We start from the raw sequence: 14,565 nt of genomic DNA, 5'->3' as shown, positions 1-14,565 counted from the left end.
GACCAGGCACCATGGAACGGTGCAGTCCCTCTTCTGTGGCCGTCCGGTGGCGGCTGATCGCGCGCTGATCATGGCGATCGTCAACCGCACCCCGGACTCGTTCTACGACGCGGGCGCAACCTTCAGCGACGAGGCGGCCAAGTCCGCGGTGCACGCCGCGGTGGCCGACGGTGCCGACGTCATCGACATCGGCGGGGTCAAGGCCGGGCCGGGGGAGGCCGTAGACGCCGACACCGAGACCGCCCGGGTGGTCCCGTTCATCGAATGGCTGCGCGGCGCCTACCCGGACCAGCTGATCAGCGTCGACACCTGGCGCTCCGAAGTGGCCAAGCGGGCCTGTGCGGCCGGAGCCGACCTGATCAACGACACCTGGGCCGGCGTCGATGCCGATCTGCCGGTGGTGGCCGCGGAGTTCGGCGCCGGCCTGGTCTGCTCGCACACCGGGGGCGCCCAGCCCCGCACCCGCCCGTTCCGGGTCAGCTACGGCACCAGCGTCGATCGCGTGGTCGACGCGGTGATCGGTGAGGTCACCGCGGCCGCGCAACGGGCGGTGGCGGCAGGGGTCGCGCGGGATCGCGTGCTGATCGATCCCACCCATGATTTCGGCAAGAACACCTTCCACGGGTTAGCGTTGTTGCGACACACGGAGAAATTGGTCGGTACCGGATGGCCGGTGCTGATGGCGCTCTCCAACAAAGACTTCATCGGGGAGACTCTTGGAGTGGGTCTGACCGAACGCCTGGAAGGAACATTGGCGGCCACCGCGCTGGCGGCGGCCGCCGGTGCCCGGATGTTTCGGGTACACGAGGTCGGGCCCACCCGGCGCGTTCTGGAGATGGTGGCAGCCATCCAGGGCGATCGGGCCCCGACCAGCACGATAAGGGGACTTGCATGACCGACCTGGTCGCGGGACTGGGTGACACCCGGCTGGCCGGGCGCACCTGGAGCCGTCCGGACTGGACGGTCGCCGAGCTGGTGGCCGCCAAGGCCGGCCGCACCATCTCGGTGGTGCTGCCCGCCCTCGACGAGGCCGAGACCATAGCGACGGTCATCGACAGCATCACCGGCCTGGCGGACGGCCTGGTCGACGAGCTGATCGTGCTGGACTCCGGCTCCACCGACGACACCGAGATCCGCTCGATCGCCGCCGGCGCCCGGGTGGTCAGCCGTGAGCAGGCCGTCCCAGAGGTCGCCCCCCAGCCGGGCAAGGGTGAGGCCCTGTGGCGGTCCCTGGCCGCGACCACCGGCGACATCGTGGTCTTCATCGACTCCGATCTGATCGACCCCGACCCGATGTTCGTCCCCAACCTGGTCGGCCCGCTGCTCACCTGCGACGGCATTCACCTGGTCAAGGGCTTCTACCGGCGGCCGCTGAAGGTCAACGGCACCGAGGACGCCACCGGCGGCGGCCGTGTCACCGAGCTGGTCGCCCGGCCCCTGCTGACCGCACTGCGCCCCGATCTGGGTGCGGTGCTGCAGCCGCTGGGCGGTGAATACGCGGGCAGCCGCGAACTGTTGGCGTCGGTGCCCTTCGCCCCCGGCTACGGGGTGGAGATCGGGCTGCTGATCGATACTTACGACCGGCTGGGCCTTGAGGCGATCGCCCAGGTCAACCTGGGTGTGCGGGCGCACCGCAATCGGCCGCTGTCCGAGTTGGCGCTGATGAGCCGCCAGGTCGTGGCGACCCTGCTGTCGCGGTGCGGCGTTCCCGACTCCGGGGTCGGCCTGACCCAGTTCGTGGCCGGTGGCCCGGACGGGATGGACTACCTGCCGCGCACCACGCCGCTGTCGCTGGTCGACCGGCCGCCGATGAACACGCTGCGCTGACGCTGACGGGCTGCCCCCGGGGCGGGCGCTGATGGTGGCACTATCGATGCCGTGACACTGGTGCTGCTCTACCTCGTCGTCCTCGCCCTCACCGCACTGCTGCTGTTCGGGCTGGCCAGCGTGCTGTTCGGCCGTGGCGAACAGCTGCCTCCACTGCCGCGGGCCACCACCGCGACCATGCTGCCGGCCTCCGGGGTCACCGGAGCCGATGTCGACGCGGTCAAGTTCTCGCAGGTCCTGCGTGGCTATAACACCGGCGAGGTCGACTGGGTGCTGGACCGGCTGGGTGCCGAGCTCGACCAGCTCCGCGGGGAACTGGCCGCCGCCCAAGCCGCTCAGGCCGACCCGGTGAGGCGGGGTTGACCAGCGCGGTCGACGACGGCCTGGTGCGTTGCGGCTGGGTCGACAACGCCTCCGCGCTCTACCGCGACTACCACGACCAGGAGTGGGGCCGTCCGCTGCGAGACTCGACGGCTCTGTTCGAGCGGATCAGCCTGGAGGCCTTCCAGAGCGGGCTGTCCTGGCTGGTGATCCTGCGTAAGCGGGACAACTTCCGGCGTGCGTTCGCCGACTTCGACGTCGAGACCGTGGCGCGGTTCACCGATGCCGACGTTGCCCGACTGCTCGACGACGCCGGCATCGTGCGCAACCGGGCCAAGATCGAGGCGACGATCGCCAACGCCCGGGCCACCCTCGCCCTGGAACCGACCGATTTGGCCGAGCTGCTGTGGTCTTTCGCCCCACCGTCGCGGCCCCGTCCGATGGACCTGTCGCAAATTCCGGCGGTCACTCCGGAATCAACCGCGATGGCTCGCGAATTGAAGCGCCGCGGCTTCCGATTTGTCGGTCCTACCACGGCGTATGCGTTGATGCAGGCCACTGGAATGGTCGACGACCATGTGCAGGCCTGTTGGGTCCCGCGGGTCACGGATTGATCCTTTAAAATGCAGTACGGAATCGGGTCTTGTGCGCTCAGCGCCACCGATAGGGAAGAATGGCTAGAGATTTGCAGATCAAGGGCACGGTCCGCGGGCCGGCACCTGGAGGGAGCACTCGATGGCGGCGATGAAGCCCCGGACCGGCGACGGTCCACTGGAAGCAACCAAAGAGGGGCGCGGCATCGTTATGCGGGTACCACTTGAGGGCGGCGGACGGCTGGTCGTGGAGTTGACCCCCGACGAGGCCGCCGCACTCGGCGACGAACTCAAGGCCGTCACCAGCTGAGGCGTCACCCGCATCAGCCACCGGCCCGTCGATAGACGGCCAGAGTCTGCTCGGCCACCCGCACCAGTGACCCCGTGACGTCGTCGCTGACCACCTCAGGAATGCCGCCGACGTCGGAGGCCACCGGGGTGGCACAGGTCATCGCCTCGAGGTTGACGATCCTCAACGGTTCGTACGCCGACGGGCACACGAATACCGTTGCCGCCGAGGATAATTCGCGGATCTGCCGCACTGGATGGGCCTGCTGAATCCAGAAAACACGCCGCGCCGCGTCGCCGCCAGTTCGATCACCGCGTCCTGCACCTCGTCTGCGATATCGCGGGCGTCGGGCGCGCCGGCGCACAACACCAGGTGCGCGCGTGGTGGCATCGCGTTCGGCCCAGGACGACACCCGGTAGCCGTTGTCGAGCCCAGGGTCGCAGCGGCTCCAGGGAATGCGCGGTCAGCACGTGGGGACGTCGTGCCGGCGCCGTCGTAGATCAGCGGGGGGGGGGGGGGTATTTCCGAGTCGGCATCGCCGCCCGCATAACCCGCAAGGTAGCCGACGCGCCAGTCTGACAGAACGGTCAGAATCGCCGGGTCGCGTGGCAGGGCCCGGGCGTGGCCGATAGGTTTGGGGCCATGAGGGAAATGCCGCACGTGCTGGGCATCGTCCTGGCCGGCGGCGAGGGCAAGCGACTGCACCCGCTCACCGCGGACCGGGCCAAGCCGGCGGTCCCGTTCGGCGGCGCCTACCGGTTGATCGACTTCGTCCTGTCGAATCTGGTCAACGCGCGCTACTTGCGGATTTGTGTTCTGACGCAGTACAAGTCGCATTCCCTGGACCGGCATATCTCGCAGAACTGGCGGCTGAGCGGGTTGGCGGGGGAGTACATCACCCCGGTGCCGGCGCAGCAGCGGCTCGGGCCGCGTTGGTACACCGGCTCGGCCGATGCCATCTACCAGTCACTGAACCTGATCTACGACGAAGATCCTGACTACATAGTGGTTTTCGGCGCAGACCACGTGTACCGGATGGACCCCGAACAGATGGTGCGGTTCCACATCGCCAGCGGAGCCGGCGCGACGGTCGCCGGGGTGCGGGTGCCGCGCTCGGAGGCGTCGTCATTCGGCTGCATCGACGCCGACGATTCTGGACGCATCCGGGGGTTCATGGAGAAGCCGGCCAATCCGCCGGGAACCCCCGATGACCCGGACACCACCTATGTGTCGATGGGCAATTACATCTTCACCACCAAGGTGCTGATCGACGCGATCCGCGCCGACGCCGACGACGATCACTCCGACCACGACATGGGCGGCGACATCATGCCGCGCCTGGTGGCCGACGGGATGGCTGCGGTTTATGACTTCTCCGACAACGAGGTACCCGGCGCTACCGAGCGTGACCACGGCTATTGGCGCGACGTCGGGACCCTCGACGCCTTCTACGACGCGCACATGGATCTGGTGTCGGCGCACCCGGTGTTCAACCTGTACAACACCCGCTGGCCGATCCACGGCGCGACCGAGAACCTGGCACCGGCGAAGTTCGTCAACGGCGGCTCCGCGCAGGAGTCGGTGGTGGGCGCCGGCAGCGTCATCTCGGCCGGTTCGGTGCGGGATTCAGTGCTGTCGTCGAACGTCCTGATCGGCGATGGCGCCATCGTCGAGGGCAGCGTCCTCATGCCCGGCGTCCGGGTGGGACGCGGCGCGGTGGTGCGCCACGCGATCCTGGACAAGAACGTCGTGGTCGGTCCCGGCGAGATGATCGGCGTCGACCTGACGAAAGATCGGGAGCGGTTCGCGATCAGCGCCGGCGGTGTGGTGGCCGTCGGCAAAGGCGTGTGGATCTAGCGGCGAGCGCAGGCCCGGCTCACCAGATTCCGGGCACCAGGCGGTAGCGGATCTGCTGGGTGTAGTCGAGGTATCCGGCCAGCTGCCGGCTCAGCAGGCGCTCCTCGTCGAGGATGCGCACCACCAGGATGGGCGCGCTGACGATTGCGCCCGCCAGCCCCCAGTAGGAACCGAGCGCCGGTGCAAGCCCCACCATGGTGACCAGCAGGGAGAGGTACATCGGGTGCCGGACCAGGCCGTACAGCCCGGTCGATATCACCGGCTGCTCGTCTTCGACGGTGATGTTGGCCGCGGCGTAGTGGTTCTGCACGACGGCCAGGATGCCCAGGCTGCCGGCCAGAACAACAGCAGGCCATAGACGGCCGCAGCTGTCAGCCCGTAAGCCACGCCCTGAGCGATTGCCTTCACGTTCACGCGCGCCTCTCTTCGATCACCACACGTAGGGCAGCAGCCGGTATCGCACCCGCGTGGTGTAGTCGCGGTATCCGGCCAGCTCCTGGTTCAGCAGCTCTTCCTCGTCGCGGATCCGCAGCACCAGCACGATCAGCCCCGGCGCCAGGAATACCAGCCCCCAGTAGGAGCCGAGTGCGAGCGGGACGCCGATCATCATGATGACGTTGCCGGTGTACATCGGGTGGCGCACCACGCCGTAGAGTCCCGTCGACACCAGCGTTTGGCCCGCCTCAACCGTGACATTGGCTGCGGCATAACCGTTCTGGATCACCACCGCCATGGCGAGCAGCAGCCCGGCCGCTACCAGGGCGTCGCCCAGCAGGCACACCGGCGTCGGCACCGTCGACCAGCCGAGTCGATGATCGAGGGCGCTTAAGGCGAACATGGCCGGAAAACAGACGAAGATGACGGCGATGATGATCCGCTGCGCCGGCCGCGTCTCGGCCGCGGGTCCGACGCGCATCCGGCGCTCCAGTGCGGCCGGATTGGTGCGGATCAGGTACATGCTGGGAATCCAGGTGGACACGGCGAATGCCGCGAGGAACACCCAGGCCTGCCAGTAGTGCAGCGTTCCGGCCGGCACGAACAGCAACAGCCCGAAGGCGATCAGGCCCACGGTCGCCGAAAGAAGTCCCTTGCCAATGGTTTTCATGGCTTCCTCCTCACAATGTCAGATCTCTGCGGCGGAATGCCCAGAGACCCAGCCCGATCAGCGCGGCGTCGATCGCCGACAGCGCCACCAGCGGAAGCGCATTGAAGCCGGCGTCGGAGCCCACCAACGGGATGTGGGTGAACGGCTCGAGGTCGAGCACCCACTGCGGCAGCCCAGACAACGTGCCGAGCAGGTACAGCGCGATGAAGCCGATCAACACCCCCCAGGCGGCGGGGGCGTACTTCGGTGCGAGCCCGAACAACGCGACCGTGACCGCCGGTGGCAGCCACACCGCCGGCAGCTGCACGGCGGCACTGCCGAGCACCTGGCCCAAGTGCCCGCCGATGTCGCCGGCCGCCTGCCCGTAGACGATCCCGGCCACCACGCCGCCGGCCAGTATCGCCATAGCCGAGCCGCCCAGTGCGATCACCAGATGGCTTGCCAGCCAACGGGTTCTGCTGACAGATCCGGCGAGCAGCGTCTCGGCACGCCCGGTGGCCTCCTCGTGGTGCAGCCGCAGCACCAGCGAGACGGCGAACGCCGCGCCCACCATGCCCAGCATCGAGAAGGCCACCGCGACGAACGCCTGCTCGAGCACCTGGCTGCCGCCCAGCCGGGTCACCACGTCACGCGCGCTGTCGCTGCCGACCTCGTCGGCGATCCCGTGCACCACGCTGCCGATCATCAGACCGTAGAACACCAGACCGGTGGTCCACAGCGCCAGGGCGCCGCGGTCGAGCCGCCACGCCAGGCCGAAGGCACCGGCCAGCGTCGGCGCCGCCCGGCGCGGTCCCGGACGGTCGGCGAGCAACCCTGCGCCGACATCGCGGCGGGATGCGAACTGGTAGGCCAGCCAGGTGAGCGCGGCCGCGGTCACCAGGTGCAGGATCAGCACCCACCACCGGTCACCGGCGTACGGTCGGACCTGCAGCGACCAGCCCAGCGGTGAGAGCCACGACAGCGCACCGGATCCGGCGTCGCCGACCGCGCGAATGGTGAAGGCGGCCCCCAGCACGGCGAAGGCGGCGCCGCGGGCGACACGTGCGCTCGCCGACAGCTGTGCGGCGACTGCGGCCACGGCGCCGAACACCAGCCCGGAGCCGGCCAGCGCCGCACCGAATGCGAACGATCCGGCCGCCGGTACGCCGGTGGTGAGCAGGCCGAGAGTCCCGATCACCCCGGTCGTTACCGCCGCCGCTGCGGCCAGCAGCAGCGCGCCGGTCAGCCCGGCGTAGCGACCGATCGCGGTCGAGGAGATCAGTTCGGTACGGCCGGTCTCCTCGTCGCCGCGAGTGTGCCGGATGACGGTCAGGATCACCGCGACCGCGATCAGCAGATGGAAGATTCCGGCCTTCCAGATGCCGACCGCCCCGAGGGTGTCGTTGTAGACCTGCCCGTACACGGCGCGCTGGGCCGGGCTGGCCATGATCGTGGCCGCCAGGCCGGCGCGGTCGGCGGCGGTGGGGTAGATCGCCTTGATGCTGGCGATGTAGACGCTGGCCAGCGGCAACGACAGCAGTAACACCCACAGCGGCAACACGATCCGGTCGCGCCGCAGATACAGGCGCAGCATCGCGCCGGTGCCCACCAGCTCCGGCCGGTGCTGTGGTGACCGGTGCGGGCGTTCGAGCGCGACGGTGGTCACGCCTGCACCGTGTCGTAGTGGCGCATGAACAGTTCTTCCAGCGTGGGCGGTTGGCTGGTGAGGCTGCGTACACCCGCGACGCTGAGCGCCCGGATGAGCTCGCCGAGGCTGGCACTGTCGACCTGCGCGTGCAGCACGGTTCCGCTGTAGTGCACGTTGCCGACACCCGGGATGCGAGTGAGATCGCCTGGGTCGCTGAGCAGGTCGGCCTCGATCGAGGTGCGCCTCAGGTGGCGCAGCGAGTCCAGCGAGCCGCTTTCGATGACGCGGCCGGCCCGGATGATCGTCACACGGCGGCACAGTCGCTCGGTCTCCGCCAGGATGTGGCTGGAGAGCAGCACGGTGACGCCGCGTTGGCTCGCTTCGGCGACGCACTGCTGGAAGATGTTCTCCATCAGCGGATCCAGCCCGCTGCTGGGCTCGTCGAGCAGTAGCAGCCGGGCGGGTGAGGAGAAGGCGGAGATCAGGGAGACCTTCTGACGGTTGCCCTTCGAGTAGGTGCGGGCCTTCTTGCTGGGGTCCAGGTCGAAGCGCTCCACCAGTTCCTGGCGGCGCTTCTCGTCGATGCCGCCCCGCATCCGGGCCAGCAGATCGATGGTCTCGCCACCGGTCAGGGACGGCCACAGGGTGACATCTCCTGGTACGTAGGCGATCTCGCGATGAATGTCGACTGCGTCGGTCCACGGGTCCCCGCCGAGCAGGCGGACTGTCCCGCTGTCGGCCCGGACCAGGCCCAGCAAAATGCGGATCGTGGTGGACTTTCCGGCGCCGTTGGGCCCGAGGAACCCGTGCACCTCACCGGCGTGCACGGTCAGGTCCAGCCCGTCGAGTGCCTTCACCGCGCCGAAGCTCTTCTCCAGTCCGCGGATTTCGATTGCGGGCCAACGACTGTCAGTCATCTGTTCCCCCTTGTTCGGCTTCCAGGAAGGCGTCGTACATGGTCCGGTCGGCCAGCAGGCCCTCGGTGTAGATCTCCAGTGCGGGCAGCACCATCTCGCCGGCGTAGTCGCGCAGCACCGCCCGCAGATCGGTCGGGTTGTCGTGCATCTGCAGGTACAGCAGGAAGGCGCCGCCGCCGGCCATCGCCAGGTATCTGGCGCGGGCCTTGGGGTTGCGGCTGGGCCGCAGGGTGCCGGCCCGCACGCCTTCGTCGAGGTATTCCTCGGCGTTGGCGATCATCTGCCGCCACATGGTGCGGGCCAGGTCGCCGCCGTCCTGCATGCTGCGGACCAGGTAGGTCATCAGTGGTGCGTACGTCTCGATCTCGGCCAACTGCGCGAACCAGGTGGCCGGGTCCGCCGAGCGCATCGCCTCGGTCTTGTCGATCCTGATGGTCTCGGCGACGTAGGCGTCGCAGGCCTTGCGCAGCCCGTCCTTGGACCCGAAGTGGTGGATCACCAGCGCGGCGCTGACCCCGGCGGCCTCGGCGATGGCGCGCAACCCCACGCCGAGGCCGTGCTTCCCGAACTGTTCGATGGCCGCGTCGCGGATGCGGGCGGTGGCCGTCAAGTCGGCTGAACGCATGTTCAATAGATTAAACACACGTTCAGTGCAGCGTCAAGTATCTCCGGCCCCCCGGCGCGACCGTGCAGAAACGTCCGGAACCACCTGTGGTTTTGGCGGACGTTTCTGCACGCTCGGCAGAACGGGGAAAGGGGGAAAGGGGAATCAGTCGCGGACCGCGGCCAGCAGGCCGTCGCCCAGCGGGATCAGTGCCGGGGTCAGCCGCTCGTCCTCGGCGATCAGCCGAGCCGCCTCGCGTACCGCGACCACCTCGGCGTCGTTGGCCGCGGGATCTCCGGCCCGGCCGCCCAACGCGGCCCGATGCACCACGACCACGCCGCGCGGGCGCAGCAGTCGCACGGCCTCGTGGACGTATTCGGGCTGATCGATCGGGTCGGCGTCGACGAACACCAGGTCGTAGGACTCGTCGGCGAGGCGGGTCAGCACCTCCTGGGCGCGGCCGCTGATGAACCGGGTTCTCGACGGCCCGATTCCGGCGTCGCCGAACGCCTGCTTGGCGGTGCGCTGGTGTTCGGGCTCGATGTCGATCGTGGTGAGCACGCCGTCCTCGCCCATTCCCGACAGCAGCCACAGCCCGCTGACGCCGGCTCCGGTCCCGACCTCGACCACGGCCTTACCGCCGCTGAGCTTGGTCAGCAGGCTCAACATCGCACCCACCGCCGCGCTGACCGACGTCACGCCGATCTCGCCGGCCCGGTCCCGGGCGGCCGCCAGCACCGCGTCTTCGGACATCGAGCCCTCGGCGTGCGCCAACAGGGCGTCGGCCCGGCTGGCCGTCGGGCCGGAGGTGTCATCGGTGCTGGCCATGACCGCAGCCTAGGACACACCGTCGCGCGGCGGCGCGCAGACACCGGCTCGACACGCCCGGCGCGAAGCCGTGTCCAAACCGTTACCGAGGCCCATAACCGCAGTGCGCGGGATATTCGAACGTGAGTTCACAGTCGGCGTTCAGTGGCAACACAGAGCGGGCATACGGCGGTACGGAACGGTATCGGGCATGGAGCGAGGTAGCAGCCGGCTTCGGAATACGACGGGCCGTTCGGGCGTTGGCCCACATGATGCGTTGTCGTCACCCGACGGCGGCCCTGACGCGAAGGAACTCGACATAACCACCTTGCTGCCCCCGGTCGCCATGTCGCACCCGACCACGCACTCGGAGCGCTACAGCGACAACGATTGGGTGGTGCCGTCCGAGGAACCGCAGGGCACCGCGGTGTTCGACGCCACCGGCGACTCGGCTGCCATGCCGTCCTGGGATGAGCTGGTCCGCCAGCACGCCGACCGGGTGTACCGGCTGGCCTACCGGCTCTCCGGCAGCCAGCAGGACGCCGAGGACCTGACCCAGGAGACCTTCATCCGGGTCTTCCGGTCGGTGCACAACTACCAGCCGGGAACCTTCGAGGGCTGGCTGCACCGCATCACCACGAACCTCTTTCTGGACATGGTCCGCAAGCGGGGGCGCGTCCGCATGGAGGCACTGCCCGAGGACTATGACCGGGTCCCGGCTGACGAGCCCGACCCCGAGCAGATCTATCACGACGCCCGGCTTGACCCCGACCTGCAGGCCGCGCTGGACTCGCTGCCGCCGGAGTTCCGGGCCGCGGTCGTGCTGTGCGACATCGAAGGTCTGTCCTACGAAGAGGTCGGGGCCACCCTCGGGGTGAAGCTGGGCACCGTGCGCAGCCGCATCCACCGAGGTCGCCAGGCCCTGCGCGACTACCTCGCCGACCGTCCCGGTCAGCGTGACGGTTCGGCGCTGGGCGGCATCGCCGCCGGCTGAGGCCCGCCGCATCGGCCCGCGCTGGGCACTGCTTTACGCGTTGACGCGTGATATCGCGCTACATTCTTATTAGGTCTTAAATTTCGGTGCTGCCGATCGGCGCGGTTGGTGATGGGAGAGGAGTCCGGTGTGACGGACCGGGGTGGTGTTTTCCGTCGCGCGTTCTCCTGGTTGCCCTCCCAGTTCGCCTCCCAGAGCGATGCGCCGGTGGGGGCCCCGCGTCAGTTCGGCTCCACCGAGCATCTGTGCAGCGAGGCCATCGCCGCCTACGTCGACGGCGAACTGCGGATGAACGCCCATCTGCGTGCCGCCCACCACCTGTCGCTGTGCCCGGACTGCGCGGCCGAAGTGGAGTATCAGGGCAGGGCGCGTTCGGCATTGCGGGATTCGCACCCGATCCGGATTCCGTCGGCGCTGCTGGGCCTGCTCTCGCAGATTCCGGAATGTCCTCCCGAGGACCCGACCACCCCGATGCCGGCCCGGTTCACCGACGGCAAACCGGAAGATCGCCGTAAACGTCGGTAAGGTGGACCCAGTGCCTTCGGCGCCTGGACAGCCCACCCAGGGGCGGACCCGGAAGAGGATTAGGTGAGCTCCAACAACGACAACGCCGGCGGTAACCGCCTGGCGCCGCGGCCTGTCTACCGGCCCCCCGTGGACAACGCGTCCAAGAAGGCCTTCGGCCGTCCCGACGGCGTGCCCGGATCGTTCATCCCCGGTGATGTGCGGCCCAAGCACTACCGGGATCAGGGTGAGTTCACCCCGCGTGATCTGCCGCCGGACCCGGTGCTCAAGGAGGCCTTCGGCCGTCCCTTCGGCTCCGGCTCGTCCTTGCAGCGCCATCCCGCCGACGCCGGCGCGCTCGAACGCAACGGCAAGCGCAACGGGCGCACCGCGCCTGAGGACCCGTGGCGTGACCCGGCGGCCGGCGCCGGCCTGGGCGCACCGGCCGTGGTTCCGCCGCCGCCGCGCGCGGTGGGCGACGTGGGCGGCCGGCTCGGGGTGCGCGACGTGCTGTTCGGCGACCGGGTGTCCTACCGCACGCTGGGGGTGCTCGCCGCGATCGCGCTGGCGATCGGCATGGTCGGGGGCTGGGTCGGGCGCACCACCGCCCAGGTCGTCGAGGCGTTCACCACCTCGAAGGTCACGCTGTCGACCAAGGGCAACGCCGAGGAGCCGGCCGGCCGGTTCGCCAAGGTCGCCGAGGCCATCGCCAATTCGGTGGTGACCATCGAATCGGTCAGCGATGACGCGGGTATGCAGGGTTCCGGTGTGGTCATCGACGGCAAGGGCTACATCGTCACCAACAACCACGTCATCTCCGAAGCGGCCAGCAACCCCAGCAAGTTCAAGACCACCGTGGTGTTCAACGACGGCAAAGAGGTGCTGGCGAACCTGGTGGGCCGCGACCCCAAGACCGACCTGGCCGTGCTCAAGGTCGACAACGTCGACAACCTGTCGGTGGCCCGGCTCGGTGACTCCGACAAGATCCGGGTCGGTGACGAGGTGATCGCCGCCGGCGCCCCGCTGGGCCTGCGCAGCACCGTCACCCACGGCATCGTCAGCGCCGTGCACCGGCCGGTGCCGCTCTCCGGCGAGGAGTCCGACACCGACACCGTCATCGACGCCGTCCAGACCGACGCCTCGATCAACCACGGCAACTCCGGCGGCGCCCTGATCGACATGGACGCCCAGCTGATCGGCATCAACACCGCCGGAAAGTCCTTGTCCGACAGCGCCAGTGGGCTGGGCTTCGCCATTCCGGTCAACGAGATGAAGACCGTCGCCGACGCGCTGATCAAGGACGGCAAGATCGTTCACGCCACCCTCGGGGTCAGCGCCCGATCGGTCAGCAACGCCATCGCCTCCGGCGCGCAGATCGCCAACGTCAAGGTCGGCGGCCCGGCGGAGAAGGGCGGCATCCAGGAGAACGACGTGGTGGTCAAGATCGGTGACCGCACCGTCGCTGACGCCAACGAGTTCGTGGTCGCGGTGCGCCAGCTGACCATCGGCAAGGAAGCGCCCGTCGAGGTGGTCCGCGAAGGCCGCCACGTCACGCTGAACGTGACTCCCACCGGCGACGGATAGATGTTCGCCAACGTCGGCTGGGGCGAGATGCTGGTCCTGGTGGTGGTCGGCCTGGTGATCCTGGGCCCCGAGCGGCTGCCCGGCGCCATCCGCTGGACCGCCGGCGCGCTGCGCCAGGCCCGCGACTACGTCACCACGGCCACCGATCAGCTGCGCGAGGAGATCGGCCCGGAGTTCGAGGACCTGCGGGCGCCGCTGAACGAGCTGCAGAAACTGCGCGGTATGACGCCGCGGGCCGCGCTGACCAAGCATCTGCTCGACGGCGACGACTCGGTGTTCACCGCGGTCGGTTCACTGGCCGAGAATCCGTTCGCGGCGCCGGCTCCCGCGCCGTCTGGGGCGCCCAAGCTGCGCGGGCCGGCCCCGTTCGACGCCGACGCGACCTAACGCTGGGTGTTGCCGGTGTTCAGGCCGAGTGACATCCCGACCAGGCCGCGGCTGCGGGTGGACAGCTGCTCGGCGATCCGGCGCAGCTCCTTGCCGGCCGGCGAATCCGGCGACAGCACCACCGGCGCGCCCGAGTCACCGCCGGTCACCATCTCGGTGTCGATCGGCACCTGACCCAGCAGGGGCACGTCGCGGCCCATCGCCCGGGTCAGCCGCTCGGCCACCCGCTCGCCGCCGCCTTCGCCGAACAGGTGCATGGTGGACCCGTCGGGCATGGCCAGCCCGGCCATGTTCTCCACCACACCCACCACTTGCTGACGGGTCTGCAGGGCGATCGCCCCGGCCCGCTCGGCCACCTCGGCGGCCGCCTGCTGCGGGGTGGTGACCACCAGGATCTCCGCGTTGGGCACCAGCTGGGCCACCGAGATGGCGATGTCACCGGTGCCCGGCGGCAGGTCCAGCAGCAAGATGTCCAGGTCGCCCCAGTAGACGTCGGCGAGGAACTGCTGCAACGCCCGGTGCAGCATCGGGCCGCGCCACACCACCGGGGTGTTGCCCTTGGTGAACATCGCGATCGAGATGACCTTCACGCCAAAGCCGATCGGCGGCATGATCATCGAGTCCACCTGGCTGGGCAGCGCGGTCACGCCCATCATCCGCGGCACCGAGTGGCCGTAGATGTCGGCGTCGAGCACACCGACCGACAGGCCGCGCTCGGCCAGTGCCACGGCCAGGTTGACCGTCACGCTGGACTTGCCGACCCCGCCCTTGCCTGAGGCGATGGCGTACACCTTGGTCAGCGAACCGGGCTGGGCGAACGGAATGACGGGTTCCTTGGCGTCACCGCGCAGCTGTTTGCGCAATTCGGCGCGCTGCTCGTCGCTGAACACGTCCAGGGTCACCTTCACCGGTCCGGTGCCGGGCACGTCGTTGACGGCGTTGGTCACCATGTTGGTGATCTCCGATTTCATCGGACAGCCGGAAATCGTCAGGTAGATGGTGACGTGAACGCTGTGGTCATCGGCGATCTCGATGCTCTTGACCATGCCGAGTTCGGTGAGCGGACGCCGGATGTCGGGGTCGAGCACGGTGCCCAGTGCTGCATAGACCGCGGTGTGCAGGGCGGCGGTGTCGTCTTGAGTTGCCATC

Annotated in this window: 17 protein-coding genes and 1 pseudogene; 10 read left to right on the top strand and 8 right to left on the bottom strand. The window is 68.9% G+C overall.

The window, feature by feature from the left end; translation table 11 throughout:
• Positions 1 to 19: 19 nt before the first annotated feature.
• The 5 genes from folP to K6T84_RS00410 all read left to right on the top strand — a co-directional run bounded on the left by folP (position 20) and on the right by K6T84_RS00410 (position 3,051).
• Positions 20 to 895, top strand: a complete 876-nt coding sequence (gene folP, locus K6T84_RS00430; RefSeq protein ID WP_408066033.1) for a dihydropteroate synthase — start codon at positions 20 to 22, stop codon at positions 893 to 895.
• Positions 892 to 1,827 carry a glucosyl-3-phosphoglycerate synthase gene (locus tag K6T84_RS00425; RefSeq protein ID WP_224864947.1) on the top strand — a complete coding sequence of 312 codons (936 nt, stop codon included), beginning with the start codon at positions 892 to 894 and terminating at the stop codon, positions 1,825 to 1,827. The genes folP and K6T84_RS00425 overlap by 4 nt, the downstream gene beginning before the upstream one ends.
• Positions 1,828 to 1,878: 51 nt before the next feature.
• Positions 1,879 to 2,190 (top strand): DivIVA domain-containing protein, encoded by a 312-nt coding sequence (locus K6T84_RS00420; RefSeq protein ID WP_224864948.1) that lies wholly within the window; start codon positions 1,879 to 1,881, stop codon positions 2,188 to 2,190.
• On the top strand, positions 2,187 to 2,762 hold the full coding sequence (locus K6T84_RS00415; RefSeq protein WP_224864949.1) for a DNA-3-methyladenine glycosylase I: 576 nt from the start codon (positions 2,187 to 2,189) through the stop codon (positions 2,760 to 2,762). The genes K6T84_RS00420 and K6T84_RS00415 overlap by 4 nt, the downstream gene beginning before the upstream one ends.
• 121 nt (positions 2,763 to 2,883) lie before the next feature.
• Positions 2,884 to 3,051: a DUF3117 domain-containing protein gene (locus K6T84_RS00410; protein ID WP_003885506.1), complete on the top strand. Its 168-nt coding sequence runs from the start codon at positions 2,884 to 2,886 to the stop codon at positions 3,049 to 3,051.
• A gap of 13 nt (positions 3,052 to 3,064) precedes the next feature.
• Here the strand turns inward: K6T84_RS00410 and K6T84_RS00405 are convergent.
• Positions 3,065 to 3,414 (bottom strand): annotated as a pseudogene (locus K6T84_RS00405) (glycosyltransferase); the annotation flags it as partial.
• A gap of 258 nt (positions 3,415 to 3,672) precedes the next feature.
• Here K6T84_RS00405 and glgC point away from each other — a divergent pair.
• On the top strand, positions 3,673 to 4,887 hold the full coding sequence (glgC, locus tag K6T84_RS00400; protein ID WP_224864950.1) for a glucose-1-phosphate adenylyltransferase: 1,215 nt from the start codon (positions 3,673 to 3,675) through the stop codon (positions 4,885 to 4,887).
• Between the two features lie 19 nt (positions 4,888 to 4,906).
• Here the strand turns inward: glgC and K6T84_RS00395 are convergent, their stop codons facing one another.
• From K6T84_RS00395 to K6T84_RS00370, 6 genes are all read right to left on the bottom strand, one after another.
• Positions 4,907 to 5,197, bottom strand: coding sequence for a methyltransferase family protein (locus tag K6T84_RS00395; RefSeq protein WP_225401663.1), 291 nt, complete (start codon positions 5,195 to 5,197; stop codon positions 4,907 to 4,909).
• A 120-nt stretch (positions 5,198 to 5,317) separates the two neighbouring features.
• On the bottom strand, positions 5,318 to 5,992 hold the full coding sequence (locus K6T84_RS00390; RefSeq protein WP_225401664.1) for a methyltransferase family protein: 675 nt from the start codon (positions 5,990 to 5,992) through the stop codon (positions 5,318 to 5,320).
• 10 nt (positions 5,993 to 6,002) lie between these two features.
• Positions 6,003 to 7,637: an ABC transporter permease gene (locus K6T84_RS00385; protein WP_225401665.1), complete on the bottom strand. Its 1,635-nt coding sequence runs from the start codon at positions 7,635 to 7,637 to the stop codon at positions 6,003 to 6,005.
• The gene (locus K6T84_RS00380) at positions 7,634 to 8,536 is read right to left on the bottom strand and encodes an ABC transporter ATP-binding protein (protein WP_225401666.1); all 903 of its coding nucleotides are present in this window, start codon (positions 8,534 to 8,536) and stop codon (positions 7,634 to 7,636) included. Before K6T84_RS00380 ends, K6T84_RS00385 begins: the two co-directional genes overlap by 4 nt.
• The gene (locus K6T84_RS00375; protein WP_225401667.1) at positions 8,529 to 9,161 is read right to left on the bottom strand and encodes a TetR/AcrR family transcriptional regulator; all 633 of its coding nucleotides are present in this window, start codon (positions 9,159 to 9,161) and stop codon (positions 8,529 to 8,531) included. Before K6T84_RS00375 ends, K6T84_RS00380 begins: the two co-directional genes overlap by 8 nt.
• A 144-nt stretch (positions 9,162 to 9,305) precedes the next feature.
• Positions 9,306 to 9,968 carry an O-methyltransferase gene (locus K6T84_RS00370; protein ID WP_225398943.1) on the bottom strand — a complete coding sequence of 221 codons (663 nt, stop codon included), beginning with the start codon at positions 9,966 to 9,968 and terminating at the stop codon, positions 9,306 to 9,308.
• Between the two features lie 190 nt (positions 9,969 to 10,158).
• Between K6T84_RS00370 and sigE the strand changes: the two genes are divergently transcribed.
• The 4 genes from sigE (at position 10,159) to tatB (ending at position 13,416) form a co-directional block, all read left to right on the top strand.
• Positions 10,159 to 10,941: an RNA polymerase sigma factor SigE gene (gene sigE / locus K6T84_RS00365; protein ID WP_225398944.1), complete on the top strand. Its 783-nt coding sequence runs from the start codon at positions 10,159 to 10,161 to the stop codon at positions 10,939 to 10,941.
• A gap of 111 nt (positions 10,942 to 11,052) precedes the next feature.
• Complete coding sequence (gene rseA, locus K6T84_RS00360) at positions 11,053 to 11,466, top strand: anti-sigma E factor RseA (RefSeq protein WP_225398945.1); 414 nt, start codon at positions 11,053 to 11,055, stop codon at positions 11,464 to 11,466.
• 63 nt (positions 11,467 to 11,529) lie between these two features.
• Positions 11,530 to 13,029 (top strand): serine protease HtrA, encoded by a 1,500-nt coding sequence (htrA, locus tag K6T84_RS00355; protein WP_225398946.1) that lies wholly within the window; start codon positions 11,530 to 11,532, stop codon positions 13,027 to 13,029.
• Positions 13,030 to 13,416, top strand: a complete 387-nt coding sequence (tatB, locus tag K6T84_RS00350; protein ID WP_225398947.1) for a Sec-independent protein translocase protein TatB — start codon at positions 13,030 to 13,032, stop codon at positions 13,414 to 13,416.
• On the opposite strand, the gene K6T84_RS00345 is transcribed toward tatB, so the two are convergent.
• Positions 13,413 to 14,564 carry an Mrp/NBP35 family ATP-binding protein gene (locus K6T84_RS00345; protein ID WP_225398948.1) on the bottom strand — a complete coding sequence of 384 codons (1,152 nt, stop codon included), beginning with the start codon at positions 14,562 to 14,564 and terminating at the stop codon, positions 13,413 to 13,415. The genes tatB and K6T84_RS00345 overlap by 4 nt on opposite strands.
• Position 14,565: the final 1 nt, after the last annotated feature.

The sequence above is a fragment of the Mycobacterium zoologicum genome (assembly GCF_020181635.2).
In the GTDB taxonomy this organism is placed as follows: Bacteria; Actinomycetota; Actinomycetes; order Mycobacteriales; family Mycobacteriaceae; genus Mycobacterium; species Mycobacterium zoologicum.
This window is presented reverse-complemented; position numbering and strand designations above follow the sequence as displayed.